At 50.9% G+C, this 19446-nt stretch carries 18 protein-coding genes and 1 tRNA gene; 15 read left to right on the forward strand and 4 right to left on the reverse strand.

Going from position 1 to position 19446, the window contains the following annotated elements:
• Positions 1-28: 28 nt before the first annotated feature.
• Together CODIS_RS10785 and CODIS_RS21555 are read left to right on the forward strand one after the other, a co-directional pair.
• A tRNA-Thr gene (locus CODIS_RS10785) sits at positions 29-104 on the forward strand.
• Between the two features lie 276 nt (positions 105-380).
• On the forward strand, positions 381-821 hold the full coding sequence (locus tag CODIS_RS21555; protein ID WP_069124825.1) for a 2Fe-2S iron-sulfur cluster-binding protein: 441 nt from the start codon (positions 381-383) through the stop codon (positions 819-821).
• Between the two features lie 167 nt (positions 822-988).
• Here CODIS_RS21555 and CODIS_RS10795 read toward each other — a convergent pair whose 3' ends face one another.
• Positions 989-1300 (reverse strand): hypothetical protein, encoded by a 312-nt coding sequence (locus CODIS_RS10795; protein ID WP_069124826.1) that lies wholly within the window; start codon positions 1298-1300, stop codon positions 989-991.
• Between the two features lie 302 nt (positions 1301-1602).
• Between CODIS_RS10795 and bufA2 the strand changes: the two genes are divergently transcribed.
• From bufA2 to CODIS_RS10810, 3 genes are all read left to right on the forward strand, one after another.
• Entirely contained in the window at positions 1603-1869 is a 267-nt protein-coding gene (gene bufA2 / locus CODIS_RS10800; RefSeq protein ID WP_069124889.1) for a BufA2 family periplasmic bufferin-type metallophore, read from the forward strand.
• A gap of 90 nt (positions 1870-1959) precedes the next feature.
• Positions 1960-2811, forward strand: a complete 852-nt coding sequence (bufB, locus tag CODIS_RS10805; RefSeq protein WP_235615195.1) for an MNIO family bufferin maturase — start codon at positions 1960-1962, stop codon at positions 2809-2811.
• Positions 2812-2822: 11 nt separating this feature from the next.
• A complete protein-coding gene (locus tag CODIS_RS10810; protein WP_069124828.1) occupies positions 2823-3629 on the forward strand; it encodes an HvfC/BufC N-terminal domain-containing protein in 807 nt (268 codons plus the stop codon).
• A gap of 102 nt (positions 3630-3731) precedes the next feature.
• Here the strand turns inward: CODIS_RS10810 and CODIS_RS10815 are convergent, their stop codons facing one another.
• Both CODIS_RS10815 and CODIS_RS10820 read right to left on the reverse strand, forming a co-directional pair.
• Positions 3732-5240 (reverse strand): FMN-binding glutamate synthase family protein, encoded by a 1509-nt coding sequence (locus tag CODIS_RS10815; RefSeq protein WP_305782109.1) that lies wholly within the window; start codon positions 5238-5240, stop codon positions 3732-3734.
• A gap of 86 nt (positions 5241-5326) precedes the next feature.
• Positions 5327-6991 (reverse strand): acetolactate synthase large subunit, encoded by a 1665-nt coding sequence (locus CODIS_RS10820; protein ID WP_069124829.1) that lies wholly within the window; start codon positions 6989-6991, stop codon positions 5327-5329.
• A 408-nt stretch (positions 6992-7399) separates the two neighbouring features.
• On the opposite strand from CODIS_RS10820, the gene CODIS_RS10825 reads away from it, so the two are divergent.
• The 6 genes from CODIS_RS10825 (at position 7400) to CODIS_RS10850 (ending at position 14544) form a co-directional block, all read left to right on the forward strand.
• The gene (locus CODIS_RS10825) at positions 7400-7657 is read left to right on the forward strand and encodes a BufA1 family periplasmic bufferin-type metallophore (protein WP_069124830.1); all 258 of its coding nucleotides are present in this window, start codon (positions 7400-7402) and stop codon (positions 7655-7657) included.
• A gap of 17 nt (positions 7658-7674) precedes the next feature.
• A complete protein-coding gene (gene bufB / locus CODIS_RS10830; RefSeq protein WP_069124831.1) occupies positions 7675-8556 on the forward strand; it encodes an MNIO family bufferin maturase in 882 nt (293 codons plus the stop codon).
• Positions 8528-9304 carry an HvfC/BufC N-terminal domain-containing protein gene (locus CODIS_RS10835; protein ID WP_069124832.1) on the forward strand — a complete coding sequence of 259 codons (777 nt, stop codon included), beginning with the start codon at positions 8528-8530 and terminating at the stop codon, positions 9302-9304. The genes bufB (CODIS_RS10830) and CODIS_RS10835 overlap by 29 nt, the downstream gene beginning before the upstream one ends.
• Positions 9305-9414: 110 nt before the next feature.
• On the forward strand, positions 9415-9852 hold the full coding sequence (locus tag CODIS_RS10840) for a DoxX family protein (protein ID WP_069124833.1): 438 nt from the start codon (positions 9415-9417) through the stop codon (positions 9850-9852).
• A gap of 557 nt (positions 9853-10409) precedes the next feature.
• Complete coding sequence (locus CODIS_RS10845) at positions 10410-12047, forward strand: FecR domain-containing protein (protein ID WP_069124891.1); 1638 nt, start codon at positions 10410-10412, stop codon at positions 12045-12047.
• Positions 12048-12051: 4 nt separating this feature from the next.
• Positions 12052-14544 (forward strand): putative bifunctional diguanylate cyclase/phosphodiesterase, encoded by a 2493-nt coding sequence (locus CODIS_RS10850; RefSeq protein WP_069124834.1) that lies wholly within the window; start codon positions 12052-12054, stop codon positions 14542-14544.
• A gap of 118 nt (positions 14545-14662) precedes the next feature.
• Here the strand turns inward: CODIS_RS10850 and CODIS_RS10855 are convergent, their stop codons facing one another.
• Positions 14663-16414: an alpha-amylase family protein gene (locus CODIS_RS10855; RefSeq protein ID WP_069124835.1), complete on the reverse strand. Its 1752-nt coding sequence runs from the start codon at positions 16412-16414 to the stop codon at positions 14663-14665.
• Between the two features lie 532 nt (positions 16415-16946).
• Here CODIS_RS10855 and CODIS_RS10860 point away from each other — a divergent pair.
• From CODIS_RS10860 to cgtA, 4 genes are all read left to right on the forward strand, one after another.
• Positions 16947-17363 (forward strand): cation diffusion facilitator family transporter, encoded by a 417-nt coding sequence (locus CODIS_RS10860; RefSeq protein ID WP_069124836.1) that lies wholly within the window; start codon positions 16947-16949, stop codon positions 17361-17363.
• Between the two features lie 235 nt (positions 17364-17598).
• Complete coding sequence (gene rplU / locus CODIS_RS10865) at positions 17599-17910, forward strand: 50S ribosomal protein L21 (RefSeq protein ID WP_069124837.1); 312 nt, start codon at positions 17599-17601, stop codon at positions 17908-17910.
• A 12-nt stretch (positions 17911-17922) separates the two neighbouring features.
• Complete coding sequence (gene rpmA, locus CODIS_RS10870) at positions 17923-18180, forward strand: 50S ribosomal protein L27 (protein WP_069124838.1); 258 nt, start codon at positions 17923-17925, stop codon at positions 18178-18180.
• A gap of 150 nt (positions 18181-18330) precedes the next feature.
• Positions 18331-19404, forward strand: coding sequence for an Obg family GTPase CgtA (gene cgtA, locus CODIS_RS10875; RefSeq protein ID WP_069124839.1), 1074 nt, complete (start codon positions 18331-18333; stop codon positions 19402-19404).
• The last annotated feature ends 42 nt before the right edge of the window (positions 19405-19446 follow it).

Consider the following 19446-nt stretch of genomic DNA (forward strand, 5'->3'; position numbering starts at 1 on the left):
CAGAAACGCATAGAATTCGCACTCTCCAGCCGGCGTAGCTCAGTTGGTAGAGCAGCTGATTTGTAATCAGCTGGTCGGGGGTTCGAATCCTCTCGCCGGCTCCAATATTCTCAAATACTGACTGGTCCTTTAACTCTGGTTGCGCGAAATGCCCTCGTCCCGATTACCGACGCCGGTGCATGCTGGATGCCCTTTATCTCCGAAAATGCATACTTGAATCGGCTGTGAAGAGGGTGGCTAATGGCCAGAATTCACATGCAGGCTATAAGGTTCGTCTATCCGTGATCCTTGTCACAGACCACTTCATCGTTACTTAAGCTATTCCATGCATACTCAGGATGGTCAGTCCTATATCAGGCCTTATCGATAGGAATATGGTAATGGGCGATTTAATCATAATTACCGCCATTTTGGTTCTCGCGATCTTCTCGGCGGGGATTCGGTTGTTGCTGCGGCGAGACAAGACTCTGCTCGATTCCGGAGAGAGTTCTACTGTTGAGTCACCCACTTATATAAATGGCGTTTGTGATGAGGCGATAGATAGACCACCGATTGAACATACATTGGACGTGATCGTTAACTTTAGCGAGAGTGGTAAGTGCTATCGTTTGATCCAATCACATGACTCGTTGCTGGAATTCGCTGAATCCAGGGGTGTTGAAGTTGAATCTCTATGCCGAGCGGGAGAGTGTGGTTCCTGTCGTACCAGGCTTGTCCAAGGTGAAGTCGAATATACTCAAGTGCCGGCCATCAATCCTGGGCGTGGTTACTGTCTGTTATGTATCTCAAAACCCAAATCGGATCTGATACTGGAAAAATAACATCATCAACATCTCTCATTCATCGTATATTCGGTGCTGTGGTCGGTACAGAAAAAACTCCATAAAAACTTCAATTTAAACCGACAGGTTAAACATAAATAATACGTTATAACGATGGTTGCCGTATGAAGCGGGGGTTAATTCACGCTATTTTATGCTGCAGTCTCTTATGTCTTCTTTTTGTTCGCAATGCGTTTTAGGGAAAAAGTGTAGCTGCTAATACGGTCAATCAATATTTTTTCACAAAACTTGAATACTAGAAAAAATACCATTGAAAGCATGCCGGTTATCAATAGTTCCAGCGTCTGTGTTAACGCACCCTCACGTAAAGCCAAGAGCCCATAGGTCAAGATGAAATTCCAGTTGGCGGCAAACAGGCGAAAAATATTGACGGTCATTGCACCGAAGGTCAGGCCGGATGCGATCAGGATGATGAAGGTGATGATCGGTCGCTTGTAAAAGCGTTCATATAAACTCATTGGGTGGCCCTCGAACTATTCACTTACCTACTCAAGATAGCAGATCCGCCTCAAGCGGCAGTGTCTCCGGCTTGCCCAATTACTATAAGCAATCAAACAATTACCTATCTGTATCCAGTCACTGAATGTAAGAACCACTGTTGCGGCATGCGAAATGCTGTTTCCTGCTTAAAGGTTGCGTGAAAACTATTGTTACTTTGCCGTGATACTTACGTGATATTTATTCACAAGAATTGAATCACGCCTATGGCAAGGCCTTGGTGTTAATAACAGTTATGATTAAAAAACCGAAGGAGATATCTATGATTACTCGCAGAAAGTTTGCCTCGATTGCACTGGCCTCAGGTGCCGCTTCTCTGTTTTCCGTTGCACCTGTAGCTACGGTACAGGCGGGAAGTGACGCGAATGTACACTGTTATGGTGTCAACAAATGTAAAGGACATAATGACTGTAAGACTGCCAATAATGCCTGTAAAGGGCAAGCCTCGTGCAAAGGCCAGGGTTTTGTGAATATGTCAAAGAAAGCCTGTGAAGACATTGGTGGATCAACAGAAAAGCCAAAGGGATAGTTCTGACGGAGCCGGACTGGCGCACTATCCAAGTATAGTGTTGCCAGATCCTGGGCTGCAAATTGACTGATTGTCCCTAGGGGGAGCTTTGTGAATGAATCAGTAGGAATTCAAAGGCCTTTTCTCGGCTATGGGCTGGGTCTTCGCAGACAGCACTATGATGACGTGCTCGAGTCGAGGCCGGATGTGGACTGGTTTGAGATTATATCAGAGAACTACATGGTGGACGGGGGTAAGCCGCTTCATTACTTGAGTCGAATCCGTGAGCGCTATCCGATGGTAATGCACGGTGTGTCGATGTCTATCGGCAGTATAGAACCACTGGATTATACTTATCTGAAAAAATTGAAAGAGTTGATAGAAAGGGTGGAGCCTATGTGGTTTTCAGATCATCTCTGCTGGACTGGTGTGAACAAACTGAATTTGCACGATCTGCTGCCCTTGCCCTATACCGAAGAGGCGCTTGATCATGTGGTAGAGCGCATCACCAGAGTGCAGGACTATCTGGGGCGACAGATGCTGTTGGAGAATGTATCGAGTTACATTAGCTATAGTGAATCTCAATTGAGTGAATGGGAGTTTCTGCGCGAGGTTGTGGAGCGCGCCGACTGTCTTGTGCTGCTGGATATCAACAATATCTATGTCAGCGCCTATAACCATAACTTCGATCCCTCTGATTTTGTGCGGGCAATGCCCAGTGAACGTATCTATCAGATTCATCTGGCAGGCCATACACAAGAGGAAAACCTGATCATAGATACCCATGATCACCCTATAGCAGATCCGGTTTATGAGTTATACGCCGAGGCTATTCAGCGCTTTGGCCGTGTCAGCACGATGATCGAACGCGATGACAATATACCGCCGCTTGCGGATTTGTTGCGGGAACTTGATCGCGTGCGGCGTATCGGTGAAACAAGTTTTGAAGATCAGGTGGCATAAGCGTGTCGACAATGAAACATCTGGGTGAATTACAGTCCCGATTTCAGAAGTTTATCCTGGAGCCTGGAAATGAACACCGGATCTCTTGGGTAGACGGAGGGGGTCGCGCGTCTGCAGGCTATCAGCTTTCCGTATATGCGAATGCCTATGTCGCACGTTTGAAAGAGGTGTTGACGAATGACTATCCCGCCCTCAGCATGGCTATCAGCGGTGATCATTTCGATCTCCTCACAGAAGGGTACATACGAAAACACCCTTCACATTTTTTCAGTCTTCGCGATTTCGGCTGTCGATTTCCAGACTATCTAAGCGAGCAGGTTGACCCAAATCCTGACATCCATGATTTAGCCTGGTTAGCGGAACTGGCAAAGTTTGAATGGACATTGGGACAGGCATTCGATGCAGCGGATTGTAACCTCGTCACGGAGCGGGAAGTGGCATCCATCCCTGCTGATGCATGGCCGATGCTGAGGTTTGGATTTTGCCCGTGCGTCCGCCGAATCGACCTTGAATGGAATGTGCCAACCATTTGGAAGGCGCTCACCGCGGATCCGCCACTCGAAGTTGAATCGATCTGTACACAGACACATAATGACGCTTGGTTGATTTGGCGTCAGGACCTGGTCACACGATTCCGTTCCCTTGAGGAGGACGAACAGTTGGCCCTCGATTCTCTGCGCTACGGCGCTACCTTCGAAGATGCATGTGAAATACTGGCGAGTCGGATCAATCTGGATAGTGTATCGATGCGTGCGGCGGGTTTGCTTAAAGGCTGGATTCGACAAGGCTTGATAACCGAGGTTATCCCTGCTTCCTGATCGATCCCGGTATTCTGACCGCCCTGTCTGTTATGGCTCTTCTTATCTCCTTAACGGCGGCAGCCGCTTCACCAAATTGCGTTACAATGATTGCAGGTGCGATCAGACTGAAGCAGATGATTTTGGTGGATAGAGGACATCCAGCGGCATGGACTTTCCATTTTCCATCACTATCCTAGCGTGAAAGCGTTTCAGTTCCCGCGGTTCCCGTACACCACATGAGTGTGCCAGGAGGCCGACCTCATAGTTCATGTTCTTTACATAGTTGGCCACGCGTACAGCTTTGTCGCTGGATACCAGTCCACGCTGGAGTTTCGGATTGTGCGTGGTGATACCTGTCGGGCAAGTGTTCTTATTGCACTGCAATGCCTGGATGCAACCCAGGGCGAACATGAACCCTCTGGCGGAAGCGACGAAATCGGCGCCGACAGCTAATGCCCAGGCTACCCCTGCAGGGGTAATCAGCTTGCCGGAGCTGACAACCTTGACACGCTCCCTCAGACCATATTCGCACAGCATGTCGATGACCATGGGCAGGCTCTCGCTGAGCGGCAATCCCACATAATCCATCAGCGCCATGGGAGCTGCGCCTGTTCCGCCGTCTGCTTCGTCAACCGTGATGAAGTCGGGTGCGCATGCCGGGCCTCTTTTGTTAATTGTTTCGAACAGCGTTTCCAGCCAGCCATAGGCCCCGACCACGGTCTTGAAGCCGACAGGTTTTCCGGTAACGCGCCGGATCCGTTCGATCATGTTCAGCAGGTCATCCGCACAGTTGATGTCAGGGTGTCGATTGGGGCTGATTGCATCCCGGCCCTCTTCGATACCGCGAATTCGCGCAATCTCATGAGTGACTTTAGCGGCGGGCAGTATGCCGCCTTTTCCCGGCTTTGCACCTTGACTGAGTTTGATTTCAAACATGCGTACGCTGTCATGCGCGGCGATCTCCATCAGCCGTTCGTCTGAGAGGTTTGCTTCCCGGTCACGCACACCGAATTTGGCAGTGCCAATTTGAAATACCAGGTCCGCACCGCCTTCGATGTGGTAGGGTGACAGTCCCCCCTCGCCGGTATTCATCCAGCATCCCGCTTGCCGGGCACCGGCTGAAAGAGCGCGTATCGCGGGTACCGACAAGGCACCGAAACTCATCCCGGAGATATTGATAAGGGAGTCGGTTGTATAAGGTGTTTTACAACCTGGGCCGATCACCACCTCCGTCGCCGGTACCGCATCCTCGCCCAGGGTCGGGTAGGGGCAGTTGACAAAGAGTATGGAGCCGATTGGCCGCAGATCCCTGGTTGATCCAAATGCAATGGTGTTGTTTTCATTCTTTGCGGCCCGATAGGCCCAGGACCGTTCTGCCCGATTGAAAGGCATCTCCTCCCTGTCCATGGCGAAGAAGTATTGGCGGAAGAATTCACCCAGATGTTCGAAGAAATAACGAAATCGACCGATCACCGGGTAGTTGCGTCGGATGGTCTGCTGAGTTTGAGTGATATCGATGATGTAGAGAACGATCAATGTGAGCACGCCCATTCCGATAAAGAAAACAAACATAACCGACAGTATCTCGAATATCGTGAATACCCAGCTTTCAGTGACTGCTGTCATCATTGTCGAACTCCGCTCTTTGTTCTTTCCATCTGTTATTAATCCAACGTGTGGCCGTTATGCGCAACCAAATTTCTGGTTTTCTAATATCAACTGGCGACCGGGCAAGGTTCTGTCATCTCACCCAGGCGTCGTGTAAGGGCCATGTTTTCACTGTAATCGACAGGCACTACGATCAGGCTCGGTCCCTGTTGCCTGAATGCTGTTTCCAAAGTATCTGCAAACTGGGTACTTTGCTCAACGCGATGACCGTGCCAGCCGAATGCGCCGGCTAATTGCATCCAATCGGGATTATCGAATGACAGGTCTGTATGCCGGCCAAATTCACTCTCCTGCTTCCAGGCGATCAGACCATAGGCATGATCCTCCCAGATCAACATGACCAGATTGCTGTGTAGCCGTTTTGCAGTCTCCATTTCCTGAACGTTCATCAAGAATCCGGCATCACCTGATATGCCGAGGATGCGTCGCTGCGGCGCCACCAGGCTGGCAGCGATAGCGCCGGGCAGGGCGAAACCCATGGAACAGAAACCGTTGGGTATCAGGCAGGTGTTGGGTTGATGGCAGTGGTAGTGCCGTGCAATCCACATCTTATGTGCACCGACATCGGAGAGAAGGATATCCTCCGGCCCCATTACCTGACGGATATCCCACAACATCTTTTGTGGACGTATCGTCCCCGAAGTGTCATCGTTGGCGTGTTCGGCCAATTCGTTCTGCATCAATCGCCGGGTTTCTGCTTGCTGGGCCAGGACGTACTTGGGAATACCGTGGGTCGTCAGGCGTTGATTCAGCATCCACAAGGTATGGGCGAGATCACCAACAAGTTCGACTTGAGGATGGTAATACTCATCGATCTCCGCAGGCAGGAAATCGGCATGAATGATGGGCTTGTTCTTGTGGGGATTCCATAATCGGGGATGGTACTCGACCATATCGAAACCAAGGGTGATTACCAGATCGGCCTCATCGATAGCCAGTGTCGGATAATCCTTGCTGCCAAGTCCAATCGTGTAGAGACAGTAGTCGGCATCCATATCGACTGCGCCCTTGGCCATGAAGGTACTCAAGACACCGATACCCGTTTTCTCGCAAAAGAGGCGGAGCTGTTTGGCGGCACGACGGCGAATTGCACCATTGCCGGCTATGATGACAGGTCGCTTGGCATGGGTGATCAAGTCAAAGGATTGATCGAGAATCTTGTCGTCCACCACCGAACGGCGAAACCGTCGCGGATCCAGCGGTTCTGCCGAAACCTGATGTTTGGCAATATCCTCCGGGAGTTCGATGTGAACAGCGCCAGGCTTTTCAGTACGCGCAATGCGCACCGCTTTGCGCACAACTTCGGGGATGGTCACCGCATTGTATATACTGGTGGCCCATTTTGTGACGGGTTTGAACATCTCCACCACATCCATGATCTGATGTGACTCTTTATGCAGGCGGGCGGTGGAACCCTGTCCGGTCAAAACCAACACAGGCGCCCGGTCCATATTGGCATCGGCAACACCAGTGATCAGGTTGGTGGCCCCCGGTCCGAGAGTACCCAGACAGACAGCGGGATTGCCGCTAAGACGGCCGTAGATTTCCGCCATGAATGCTGCACCTTGCTCATGGCGTGTCAATATGAATTTTATCTTGTCGGACTGTTCCAGCGACATCATGAAGTCGGCATTCTCTTCACCCGGTACGCCGAAGACATATTCGATACCCTCGTTTTCCAAACACTTCACCATTAGCCCAGAAGCCTTCATAACATGATCTCCACAGATTGCCGGGGTTAAATTCACTTATGGGACAGATAGTGCATCTGTCTTCTATTGACCAACGTATAGGTACAACAGTAGTAGATTGATGGTTTTAAGATGGTCTTTTTGTAATAAGGTTATAACGAATAGATAAAGAGAGTATCACGATTGCTCTCACCGTTCTTGGCGCAACACTTGATCTTGTTCTGTGAGAATTACGTAACTATATGATTTAAATAGGTGGTTACATGAGGTCAGGTGTAAAAAACAAAGTTAAGCTTATGTTAACGCCACCATTCGCTAATAAATCGGGTGGCATTTTTTGAAGTACAATAGTGCCGAGAGCGAAAGTAATCTATACCTCGCCATTATCTATTTAACTATTTGTACAGTCCTGAAATTAGGAGGAGAGAAATGAAAAAAACGACCACCAGCGCAATTGTAGCCGGCGCCATAACATCAGCATTGGCACTGTCGCCAATGAGCGTGGCAAATGCCGCCGATACCGAGAAGTGCTACGGTGTTGCCAAAGCGGGAAAGAATGATTGTGCAGCAGGACCGGGTACCAGTTGCGCGGGTACCTCAACGGTCGATGCTCAGGGAAATGCCTGGATGCTTGTGCTGAAAGGTACCTGTGAAAAGATCGTGGGCGGTAGCCTGGAAGCGAAGTAAGCTAACCGCGAAAACCGATGAAAGATATATCACTGCAATCGGTGGCAGCCCCGGTACCCGTCAGGGCCGGGGCCGGATTGAAGCCGAAGCACTATCAGGCGATTATCGAACAGCAGCCGGATATAGGCTGGTTCGAGATTCATCCGGAGAACTACATGGGGCGTGGAGGTCCGCCGCTGCACTACCTGGAGCGTATCCGTGCCGACTATCCGGTCTCCCTGCACAGTGTCGGAACATCACTCGGCAGCCATCTGCCGCTGGATACCGCACACTTGAAAAGCCTGAAGTCGTTGGTGGAGCGGTTTGAGCCGGGATTGGTTTCGGAACATCTATCCTGGAGCCATGGTTATGAATGGTATACCAATGATTTGATCCCGCTGTTCTATACGGAAACCACATTGAAGTTGATTGTTGAACATATAGATCAGGTACAAGAGTTTCTTGGCAGGAAGATACTTATCGAAAATCCTTCGACATATCTACAATTCAAACAGAACGAAATACCGGAACAGGTGTTCTATGTCGAGGCCGCCAAGCGAAGCGGTGCCGGCCTGCTCCTGGATATCAACAACGTTTTCGTCTCCTGCAGCAACCATGGCTGGTCTTTGGATGAGTATATGTCAGCGGTTCCTCACGATATGGTGGAGGAAATACATCTTGCCGGACATTCAACCCAGGACCTGGAGGGATCAACGCTACGGGTGGATGATCATGGTTCGCCGGTCTGTAGTGAAGTGTGGCGGCTGTATGAAAACTATATCAACAGCAACGGCACGGTACCGACACTGATCGAATGGGACAGCAACATCCCTGAGTTTCCTGAACTCTTCAGAGAGGTTTGCTTTGCCGAAGAGATTATCAGGACAGCCAATGACCAGTACCATGAAGCCACTGTCTGAATTGCAACAGTTGTTTTGCGATGGCCTCCGTTCATCGGAGCCCCCGGCTCAGGCGCTGCTCGAAGAGATTGTGGATGACGGTCTTCAAGTACAGCGATTCAACGTCTATCGTAATAACTTCATCGTTTTAAACGGTGATGCCCTTGCCGATATGTATCCGGTCATCAAACAACTGTTGGGGGATGAAGCCTTTCGCATGCTGGCCACAGCCTATGTGCGCGAATATCCCCCCATGGATCGTGCACTGCTGTTGTATGGCGAGCGATTTGCCGAATTTCTTGCAGCGGTGCCTGAACTCTCCGGACTACCCTACCTGTCGGATGTGGCAAGATTGGAGTATGCATGGACCGCCGCCTATCATGCCGATGATGCCGCGCCATTGGAACAGCGGCAGATCGCCAAACTGCCTTCGGATGAACTGGATCACCTCCGGTTGAGGCCACATCCTTCAATGCGCTGCATTGGATCCGTTTATCCCATTTATCGTATCTGGTCGGCTAATCAGAGTAACCGGGTGGATGAAACCGTCTCGCTTGATGAGGGTGGGTCGCAAATCGTCGTGATACGCCCCAAGGCAGAGGTTGAGATCAGGGAGATGACCCCGGGTGCCCTGACTTTTCTCCAGAGGCTGGCATCCGCTGATACCATTGCCGAGGCCTATAGCCATGCAGCGGAAACGGAACCGGAATTCGACCTGAATACCTTTTTTACCCGATATCTGTTCGACGGAACTTTCTGTGCACTGTGATTTTTAGGAATCCTCTGAATTGGTCAGCGGTTTCTTAGAATCTGAATGACCTGTTTCTGCGTAACAACAATACGATCAATAACAGATAACATTTAGGATGGTTGATTCCCATGAACGCACTCATCGATACAATGCAACGGCTTTTCGACTTTATCGGCAAATCCATCCCGGAGTGGGGGATTGCACTGTTGGCCAGAGGGGCCATTGCCTACACTTTCTGGTCGTCCGGAAGGAGTAAGGTGTCCGGTTTTCTGGATATTTCCGATTCCACCTTTCTGCTGTTCGAGCACGAATACGGAGTGCCGCTTATACCACCGAATATTGCTGCCCACATGGCGACTTATGCGGAACACTTTTTTCCCATTTTGCTGGTGCTTGGTCTCTTCACCCGCTTCGCGGCCCTCTCATTGTTAATCATGACTGCCGTGATCCAGCTGTTTGTCTACCCGGATGCCTGGAATGTGCATATGTGGTGGGCGCTGGCTATGCTCTATCTCATTCGCCATGGCGGCGGCCTAGTCTCTCTCGATCGCTTATTGTGGAAGTGAATTGTCAACTATTGTAAATAAATCAATCACCTGAAGCGTTCCATCACTCGATCCATTACCCATGTTCGAGTGGATGGACTGCTTCGGGGAGATGCAGCGAATCAAGTGAGTTAAGTCACTGACACTCGACAGGCCGGGTGTAAGGTGGCGTACATTGTCGTTCAATCGCAATGCAGTCTCTGTCCATTGTCACCGGATTCGGCTGATGCTGATGGCGATATCCCCCCGATTGTGTGATCAGCTAAATACGGTTTCTGCGGCTGGAATTTAATTCTCTTACTTTTCTGTTGGTTATATATGTGCTATTAGATCATCTGGTGGGATGGTTTTTATCAGAAGTCAGGCAATACGCTGATAATCAATGATTTGTGCAGTGCCCTCTTGTGATTTACAAATCACGTATAATGAAAGAAAGCCCAAGAAATTAACATTACTTGTGCCAGGGCCAAGGCAGGCATACTGGAATAGAGAAGGCCAAGATCGACATGCATGTAAATGACAATATCGCAAGCCCCAGTCCAGCAACCTCACTGAGCGGGGTGAAGGGATACTCATTGATGTCATACATACTTCAAGTCCGGGCTCTCGTGGTGGCAATACTGCTTAGTGTGTTTGTGTCTCAGGCAAATAGTGCGGAGTGGATCTACACCGTTGTGGAGGGGGACAATCTCTGGGACTTCAGCGAAAAGTACTTGGACAACGTGCTGCGGTTTAAGAAGCTGCAGAAACTGAACAATATTAAAAACCCGAAACGCCTACAGCCCGGTTCTTGGCTGCGTGTTCCGATGAAATGGATAAAAAGCAATGCCGTGCCGGCGCGGCTTGCGGATTTTGAAGGCCAGGTACAGCTTATTCACGCCGACGGCTCTCAGGCGGCATCACTCAAATCCGGTACACAGATACATCTAGGCGATATCTTGCGGACAGGGCCCAAGAGCAACGCCGCCATCCTTTTTGCGGACAGCAGCGCCATGACCCTGCACAGTTATAGCGAGATGCGGTTTGACCATCTCAGTGCCCATGGCGATACCGGTATGGTCGATTCCAGGCTGCACCTGATCCAAGGGCGATTGCAGACAAGGGTACGGCCATCTGTGGGTCCCGGTTCCCGTTTTGAGATATATACGCCCTCGGCAATAAGCGCGGTGCGTGGTACCGTCTATCGCGCGGCCGTGACCGGAGACGGCACCACCTCAAATATCGAGGTTTTGGAAGGAAAGGTCGAGGTGAGCGGTGGCGATAAACAACGATTGATTTCTGCCGGGTTCGGTACCCGGGTTGAGAAAGGCAAGGCACCGATTCCACCCGTGGAGTTGCTGCCACCCCCCGATTTCAAGCAGATCCCGGAGGTGGTTCGTTTCATCGACTGGCGTTTGGAATGGGGTGCAATTGATAATGCGGTAAATTATCGTATCGAGGTCAGCAGGGATGAGAATCTGGATGTTCTTGCGCGTGATCAATTGTCGGATCAGACCAATTTCCCGCTACCCGAACTCCCGGATGGCAGATATTGGATCAGGGTCCGCGGTATCGATGTCAATGGGCTGGAAGGTGTCAGCCGTGTCGCTTCGGTATTAGTCGACGCGCAACCGCAGCCACCGATCTCCATCAGTCCTCCGGATGGGGCGGTTCAGCGGGGCGGTGGCACGGAATTGCACTGGACGAAATCTGAAACAGCCGACAAGTATCTGCTGGAGATTGCCATGGATGAGGGCTTTGACAAGATAGTGCATCGGGTAAACGATCTGAAAGACACCCGGTATCAAACTGATCAGATCACCAAACCGGGTACCTATTACTGGCGTGTCACCGCGATTCTTGGCAACGAGTCGGGGCCGCCTGGTGTGGTGCGTTCATGGCAACTCAAACCCACGCTCGACGCTGTCGACCCCTCGATTGAAGCGGCAGATGATAAGGTGACGGCTTCATGGCGGGAGGGTGCTGCAGGACAACGCTATCAGGTGCAGGTTGCCCTCGATGGTGATTTCAGTACCCTTGAGCTTGATCAGATTACCGATCAGCCGGAGATCAGTTTTAATCAACCACAGGGTCAGGTTCTCTACTTAAGGGTACGTGCCATCGACATGGATGGCTACGAGGGGCCATGGGGCAGCGTGCAGCAAATCGAACCGCCACTGGATCAGGGGGTATGGACCGTCCCGGTGCTCTTCATTTTAGGCCTGTTCTTCATTTAGCGGGATGGTCCACCCGCTGGTAAATAAGCTCAACTGGCGGGGTGTGTTCCTGGTCATCTCGCTGATTGTGCTCGCCTATCTATTGACTGGGAATGCCGCTGTTCAGCGTTTTGACCTTCTCCTCTACGACAATTTCCTCAACCTGCAGGGAAACCAAATCAGTGACGAGGTTGTCGTCGTCGCCATCGATGATGCCAGTCTGCATAATCTGGGTCATTGGCCATGGTCACGTCGTGTGCATGGGCAATTGCTGGACCGTTTGACCGATATGGGCGCAAAAGCCGTTGCCTTCGATATCCTGTTTGCTGAATCCGATACTGTCGATCCGCAGGCAGACAGTCTGTTTGCTCAAGCCATCGATCGCAATGGTAGAACGGTGCTTGTGGTGGCGCCGAGCAAGTCGAGCGCCGAGCTGCCGATCTCAGAAGTGTTGCCGTTGAGCATGTTGGCGGAGGCTGCAGCAGGGTTGGGCCACGTCGATTTCGAGATAGACAGAGATGGCCTGTGCCGCAGTTTCTATCTCTATGCCGGTATCAGCAACGCACATTGGCCGGCGCTCTCACTTGCGTTATTGCAGGTGACAGATGTAAACCCACTACCTGAGAACGCTCTACAACATGACCGTCAGGTGGAGCATGTAGGGTGGTTGCGCCGGGGACGCTTTCTGATTCCCTTCGATCCCAATCCCGAAGCAGTCAAGCTGCTCTCGGCTCATGTTGTTTTGAATGATGATGAGGCGGCCTCCTCGATCAGGGGTAAGTATGTTCTTATAGGTTCGACTGCAACCGGGCTGGGGGATGTCATGTCGACACCGGTTTCGTTTGTTCATCAGCGAATGCCGGGTGTCGTACTGAATGCCCAGGTATTGAGCGGGCTACTACAGGGGACCCTGATCAGAGAGATAGACAGAAACCACTATCAGGTACTGACCATCCTGATTACGGCAATCGCCGCACTGCTCATGTTCAATGCAAGTTTTCCGGCGGCAATGATTATCTTCCTGGCGGCGGTGATTGGCGTGCCTGCTGTGGCCGGTATGGTTATGTCGATAGAGCAGTTGTGGTTTCCGCCGATGGCCGTGACAGCATCACTGGTTTTGGGATTCCCTCTCTGGGGAGTCTTTTCCCATCTGCATGCGAGACGTATCAATCGTTCCCTCAGCGACCGGGTGCACCATCAGGCACTGCACCATGCCGTCACTGACTTGCCAAACCAGTATGCCTTGGAGGGCAGGCTAAATCGACTGGGAAGAGAGGATGGGCGCAATAACAATATTGCCGCACTTATAATTATAAACATACAGTGGTCGGACTCGGCTGGTGGGCTTGTAGGACATTCGGCGACTGACCTGCTGCTGATAGCCATAGCGCAGCGACTACGCAATGCAATTCGTAGTGACGACATGGTCGTCCATCTCAATGGTGATGATTTTGCTGTCCTGGTAGAAAACTTGAATGACGCCGACAGTGCACAACAGATCGCGAATAATCTACTCAATGTTTTACAGGAACCGGTTAAATTCGAACAGTCCCAGATCTTCCTGACTCCACGTATGGGGCTCAGTTTGTGGCCACAGGAGAGTCCGGATGGCAATGCATTGCTGCGTGATGCCAGTATGGCAATGTTCAGTGCCCGTGTCGGGCAGTTGACTAAAACTTGTATCTATTCGATACAGGTGGCAAAGGAGGTGGAGCAGCGCTCACAGCTGGAGCAGGCTTTGATTTCCGCAATAAAACGGGATGAGTTCGAAGTCTATTATCAGCCCCAGGTAATTACAGGAAGTAGTCGTATGATCGGCGTCGAGGCATTGTTGCGGTGGCATAATCCAAAACTTGGTCTGGTTTATCCAAGTACCTTTATTCCACTGGCCGAGCACACCGGTCTAATAAGGGAGATCGGCAGTTGGGTATTGCTTTCAGCCTGTAAACAAATGCAGCAATGGAATGAGTGCGGTCTTGGGCCTTTGCGCTTAGCGGTCAATCTATCTCCCTTGCAGCTGGTTGATCAGAATTTGTTTACTGAAGTGTGCGAAACGCTTGAAAAGAGTTGTCTCGATCCCTCCCAACTTGAACTTGAGATTACTGAAAGCGCGGTGATGCAGAATCTTGAAGAGGCAAAGGCTGTAATGCGCGCCCTGAAGGGGTTGGGGGTGAAGCTGGCGATAGATGATTTTGGAACCGGCTATTCATCGTTGAGCAATCTGCAACATTTCCCCTTGGACAGGATAAAGATCGATCGCTCCTTTATCCGGGAAATAGAATCCAATGATGATGTCAGAGAAATCACTCTGACCATCATAAATATGGCAAAACGGCTGAATCTGGAGGTTATTGCTGAAGGTGTCGAGAGTGAATCGCAGGTGGCCCGCCTGGAGGATTATGGTTGCGATGAGCTGCAGGGCTACTACTTCAGTCACCCGCTGCCCGCAACGGAGCTGACGGCACTTCTACCTGAACGGGAATCCTTTACCTCTGTATTATTGAATGCCAAGCAGTAGACCGGCATTCGATAACGCCAACGCATCCGGGATTTATTGAATTAGTGTTAACAGGCGCTGGTTTGTGCTGGAGCATTACCGCTGCCGAGGCCAAAGTGGTCGGGTAATCGGTCGTGCATCAGAAGCTCAAGAGAGCGCTTTCTCCGTTACTGTCGCAGTGTTCGATGCTGAAGCGGCAACTGCTTAGGTCAGCCTTTAATGTGGCGCTTGCGTTTGCGAGCTTCCAGGTTAAGTGAAGGAGGTGGGGTTCGGTGGGATGTATCTCCAGTTCACCCTTGAAGGCATTTGAGCAATTGCGCAGGCGAATGAGTTCAATCTGGTCTCTGACAATCTGTGTCTTCAGGCCGGTTTCAATAGCTTCCAGAGAGAGGTTGGTACGGTTGATCTCTTTATGGCCTGCTGTACCACCATTGTCTGCCGCCAGATAATTATTTTTTCCGGCAAACAGATCGAGGTACCAGATCTGAGGAATGCCTGGCATGAACAGTTGAATCGCACGCGCAAGACGCAGCTTGTCTTCGTCCTCGCCAAGCGCACTGAAGAAGGTTGCATTGACTTGGTAGTAGGCGATCTTCTTGCCATCCGGACCGTATAGGTTTTTCACCCTGCCACCGCGCTCGAGGATGCGATCGATGAGTGTCTGAATCTTCTCGTCATCCAACAGGCCGTCCCGCCTGACTCCTTTCTTTTCAATACCCTTAAGATCGAGCAAGGGTATACCGTCATGACATCCGAGCATATTAATGGTTTGAAGTCCCTTGTCTTGAATGTCGCCAATCCATTTGAGTAGATGACTGTTAGTGGCATGTTCGAGGGCATCGATGACAAGTCCGGGTAAGAAGAAGTCGTAGATCGGATATCCCTTTCGCGCCACTTCTTCATGCAATCCTGCGCCATATTCTGAGTGGATCTCGGGAAAGATGGTTAAACCATAACGTTTTGCCATCTGTTTCAGTCTCTCCAGATAGTCCCAGGTCCCCGGTCGGTTGAAGAAATTGCTCTCCCCGGGCTCTTTGTGCAAGTACGCAAATGCATCAAGTCTTATAATTTTCGCCCCATAATCCTTGAGTTTTTTCAGCGTCTCCTCATAAAAATGCCAGACTTTCTTAGACTTTGCGTTAAGATCCATCTGTCCCAGGTAGGACCGGTTGCGCTCAACTACGGAGAGAATTTCACTCTTGTAATGGGCATAGCCGTCAAGATTGAACTGATTCGCATCCGTCTCCACCCCGATGTTCTCATTTACGATTGCCGCTATGGATTTTGCGGCTTCATGGGTCACACCCTGAATGCCGGTGAAATCGGCGGCACTCACCGGTTTGTAGTCGACTTGTTGATAGAAGGTGTTCCAATAGGGCCGTTGTGAGCCGTCTGGAAAACCAACCTTTAGAATCGGTAATCCCGGTTTGCGCATGAACAGCTTGTTTAAGAAATCCTCCTTTGGGATGACGTAACCCTCTTCTCCCATTTGGCCGTGAGAGTGCCAAAACTCGTTCCAATCGACAAAGAAGTGTTTGTACTCGGATTTGTCGCCACGTTTCAACAGATCCTTGAACTGTGGTGATGCCACAGACAGGTGATTGAGGATAAGGTCGAATTTGAAGGTGATGTTGAGGTTGCTCAACTCCTTCAGATCCTGCTTGCAGACGAGTTCATCATTGAGGTTATAGTCAATGATGGAGAAGCCGCGATCGAGATCGCTATTGAAAAAAGTGGGTAGGATGTAGAACAGCGAGAATGCGTCCTTCAGTTCCGGCCGTTTCAATACACCGACAATATCGGAGAGTTTTCCGCCAATACTGTCCGGATAGGCATTCAGCATCACCCCGTCAGGGAGTGACTGTTGATTTTCATTGTGTTCGGCACTCATCACATACCTTGCTGTAACTCATTGTATTTTTGTTGTTTCTGGAGTGAAACGAACGCTGATGAATTATATCGCCTCAACACCATATTACAACCGACATCTCTTTACAGAGTGTCACTCCCCTTGTCGGCAGAACGGGATCGAGATTAAGTGGTTTTTTCGCATTGTGAGAACTATTCCTGAGAGAAGGCTCGCGGGGTCTGTAGCATGCCCGGCTCAGCTTTTCAGATGGGTAAATCACACTGTGATTGACACACCCATAGCTGTTTAAATCGCCGGGAAAAACAACCGCACTGAGTGATAAGGGGAGTGACAGCAGGACTGCCAATGGTGCAGCCGTATGACCCGATTAGAAGACCCTTTATTTCATTTCCGATTCCTCCGGAGTCGCTTTTTGTGAATTAAATTACCGCATCATGATGGGATAAACCTTCCCGTCATCACTACATACGATTTGACGGATAATTCGGATTCCAGACGGTTGCCAAAACAGGGCGGTTGAAATGATATTATTCAATATCCCTGATTTTTGCGAATGCTGGGGTTCATCGTTGCCTTCGCGGGTGTCGCGTTGACCCAGATAATCGGTAGCTTTCTGTTCGACGGAACAGCGTCAATCATCATCGGTTTGATCCTGGTTGGTACCACCGCCTGGCTTGCCTACGAGACCAAGGGGTTATTGATAAGCGAGAGTGCCAACCAGGCTATCGTGCAGGGTATACGGGAAATGGCAAACGATATCGACGTGGTAGCGTGCGTCAACGAGGTACTGACCATGCATATGGGTACGGACTTTGTGCTGGTCAACATGAGCGTCGATTTCATGGACAGCGTCTCTGCGGATGAGGTGGAGCCGGCGATTGGCGGCATGGACGGTATGATCAAACAACACTTTCCACAAGTGAAGAGAATATTTATCGAGGCTGAAAAGTGTTTGTCATCAAATAGTTAGTGGTTCATGGAAGTGATTGGCTGGTCGCTGGCCCAGTCAATCGAAATCTCACTGTACCGAACAGGATTCTTCTGAAGGGATACTTTGACTAGGGAACCGGGCGATAGGATAGCGCCCAGGAGGGGGCTCTGCTCAAGGTGGTTGACCGGCATGGGCCTTGTAGGTAGAATTCCCGCTCTTTACCTCGCCCGGATGTCAGGCGGGGCATAACGCTATTTTTTCGGGGATTCAAGCAATGTATGCGGTAATTCAAACCGGCGGAAAGCAGTATCGTGTTTCTGAGGGCGACACCATCAAGGTCGAAATGCTGACCGCTGACGAGGGCGCCTCCGTCGAGCTGGACAAAGTATTGATGATCACCAACGGTGATGACGTCAAGGTCGGAACGCCTTATGTTGATGGCGGGAAAGTTACGGCAACCGTTAAATCCCACGGCCGGGGCAAGAAAGTCAAGATCATCAAGTTCCGCCGTCGTAAGCACCACATGAAGCGCCAGGGGCACCGGCAGTGGTACACCGAACTTCAAGTGACCGGCATCAGCGGCTGAGGAGAGAGTCAGATGGCACATAAAAAAGCAGGCGGCAGTACACGAAACGGTCGCGATTCAGAATCCAAGCGACTGGGTGTAAAGATCTACGGCGGTGAGTCAGTCAAGGCGGGTAACATCATCGTTCGCCAGCGCGGCACCCAGTTCCATAACGGTGCCAACGTCGGTATAGGTAAGGACCACACCCTATTTGCGAAAGCGGATGGAAAGGTTCAGTTCGAGGTGAAGGGCTCACGCAATCGCAGATATGTGAGCGTTATCGCCGAGTAGGCCGATTCGTAGTCGAGCCACATAAAGCCTCGTCGATCGACGGGGCTTTTTAGTTTTAGGACCCGTCTACTTCGGTAGGGACTGCCTGGCATGTGGTTTTCAGCTGTTCCCGAATAGGGTTGCCACAAATGCGTGAAGGTAAGCTGAAACATGAAATTCGTCGATGAAGCCAAAATTAAAGTCCTAGCCGGTGACGGAGGTGATGGTTGTGCCAGTTTTCGCCGTGAGAAATATATCCCCAAGGGTGGGCCGGACGGGGGTGACGGCGGCAACGGCGGCAGCGTCTACCTGATCGCTGACAGCGGCCTGAACACCCTGGTTGATTTTCGTACCCAACGAACCCATAAGGCGGAACGCGGACAGAATGGCATGGGGCGTGAGCGTAGCGGGCGAAAAGGGGGTGATCTGTTTATACGGGTTCCAGTGGGAACACGGGTGCTGGATGAGGAGACCGGCGAACTGCTGGGTGAGTTGATGACTCATCAGCAGCAGCTTCTGGTGGCGAAAGGGGGTGAACGGGGGATCGGCAATGTACATTTCAAGAGCAGCACAAACCGTACCCCGAGGCAGTTCACACAGGGTACGCCGGGGGATCGGCGGGAGCTCCATCTTGAACTGATACTGTTGGCGGATGTGGGCCTGTTGGGGATGCCGAATGCCGGAAAATCGAGTCTGATCAGTCGTATCTCCAGTGCCCGGCCAAAGGTGGCGGATTACCCCTTTACCACCCTCTATCCCTATCTGGGTGTGGTGAGTCTGGGGAGCGAACGCAGTTTTGTAGTGGCGGATATACCCGGTGTAATCGAGGGGGCGGCAGAGGGCGCCGGCTTGGGATTGCAGTTTCTCAAGCATCTGTCGCGCACACGTCTGTTACTGCACCTGGTGGATATCGCTCCCCTGGACAGCAGTGTGGATTGTGCCGCCGAGGTGAAGCAGATCGAACAGGAGTTGTCACGTTATTCAGCTGAGCTTGTGGACAAGGAGCGATGGTTGGTACTGAATAAAAAGGATCTACTGCCTGATGAAATATTCCAGGAACGGCGTAGAGAGCTGCTCGAGGAGGTTCAGTGGGAGGGACCTGTATATGGTATCTCTGCTGTCACAGGAGAGGGGGTGAAAAATCTCATCGGTGCTCTCATGCAGCGGCTGGAAACTATTTGGCAGGATGAAAGGCCGATTGATGATGAGAGAGAAGATAGCCCCTGGGATCCTCTACGTAGTTGACAGAGGGTTGAGAGCGGATGCATAGAATTTAACGGTGACAGA

The sequence above is a fragment of the Candidatus Thiodiazotropha endolucinida genome (genome assembly GCF_001715975.1).
Taxonomy (GTDB): domain Bacteria; phylum Pseudomonadota; class Gammaproteobacteria; order Chromatiales; family Chromatiaceae; genus Thiodiazotropha; species Thiodiazotropha endolucinida.

What these genes read in the sequence shown, in the direction of transcription:
- CODIS_RS21555 (WP_069124825.1), top strand. Translation starts at nt 381, where the DNA reads ATGGGCGATTTAATCATAATTACCGCCATTTTGGTTCTCGCGATCTTC.
- CODIS_RS10795 (WP_069124826.1), bottom strand. Translation starts at nt 1,300, where the DNA reads ATGAGTTTATATGAACGCTTTTACAAGCGACCGATCATCACCTTCATC.
- bufA2 (WP_069124889.1), top strand. Translation starts at nt 1,603, where the DNA reads ATGATTACTCGCAGAAAGTTTGCCTCGATTGCACTGGCCTCAGGTGCC.
- CODIS_RS10810 (WP_069124828.1), top strand. Translation starts at nt 2,823, where the DNA reads ATGAAACATCTGGGTGAATTACAGTCCCGATTTCAGAAGTTTATCCTG.
- CODIS_RS10815 (WP_305782109.1), bottom strand. Translation starts at nt 5,240, where the DNA reads ATGATGACAGCAGTCACTGAAAGCTGGGTATTCACGATATTCGAGATA.
- CODIS_RS10820 (WP_069124829.1), bottom strand. Translation starts at nt 6,991, where the DNA reads ATGAAGGCTTCTGGGCTAATGGTGAAGTGTTTGGAAAACGAGGGTATC.
- CODIS_RS10825 (WP_069124830.1), top strand. Translation starts at nt 7,400, where the DNA reads ATGAAAAAAACGACCACCAGCGCAATTGTAGCCGGCGCCATAACATCA.
- bufB (WP_069124831.1), top strand. Translation starts at nt 7,675, where the DNA reads ATGAAAGATATATCACTGCAATCGGTGGCAGCCCCGGTACCCGTCAGG.
- CODIS_RS10835 (WP_069124832.1), top strand. Translation starts at nt 8,528, where the DNA reads ATGACCAGTACCATGAAGCCACTGTCTGAATTGCAACAGTTGTTTTGC.
- CODIS_RS10840 (WP_069124833.1), top strand. Translation starts at nt 9,415, where the DNA reads ATGAACGCACTCATCGATACAATGCAACGGCTTTTCGACTTTATCGGC.
- CODIS_RS10845 (WP_069124891.1), top strand. Translation starts at nt 10,410, where the DNA reads ATGTCATACATACTTCAAGTCCGGGCTCTCGTGGTGGCAATACTGCTT.
- CODIS_RS10850 (WP_069124834.1), top strand. Translation starts at nt 12,052, where the DNA reads ATGGTCCACCCGCTGGTAAATAAGCTCAACTGGCGGGGTGTGTTCCTG.
- CODIS_RS10855 (WP_069124835.1), bottom strand. Translation starts at nt 16,414, where the DNA reads ATGAGTGCCGAACACAATGAAAATCAACAGTCACTCCCTGACGGGGTG.
- CODIS_RS10860 (WP_069124836.1), top strand. Translation starts at nt 16,947, where the DNA reads ATGCTGGGGTTCATCGTTGCCTTCGCGGGTGTCGCGTTGACCCAGATA.
- rplU (WP_069124837.1), top strand. Translation starts at nt 17,599, where the DNA reads ATGTATGCGGTAATTCAAACCGGCGGAAAGCAGTATCGTGTTTCTGAG.
- rpmA (WP_069124838.1), top strand. Translation starts at nt 17,923, where the DNA reads ATGGCACATAAAAAAGCAGGCGGCAGTACACGAAACGGTCGCGATTCA.
- cgtA (WP_069124839.1), top strand. Translation starts at nt 18,331, where the DNA reads ATGAAATTCGTCGATGAAGCCAAAATTAAAGTCCTAGCCGGTGACGGA.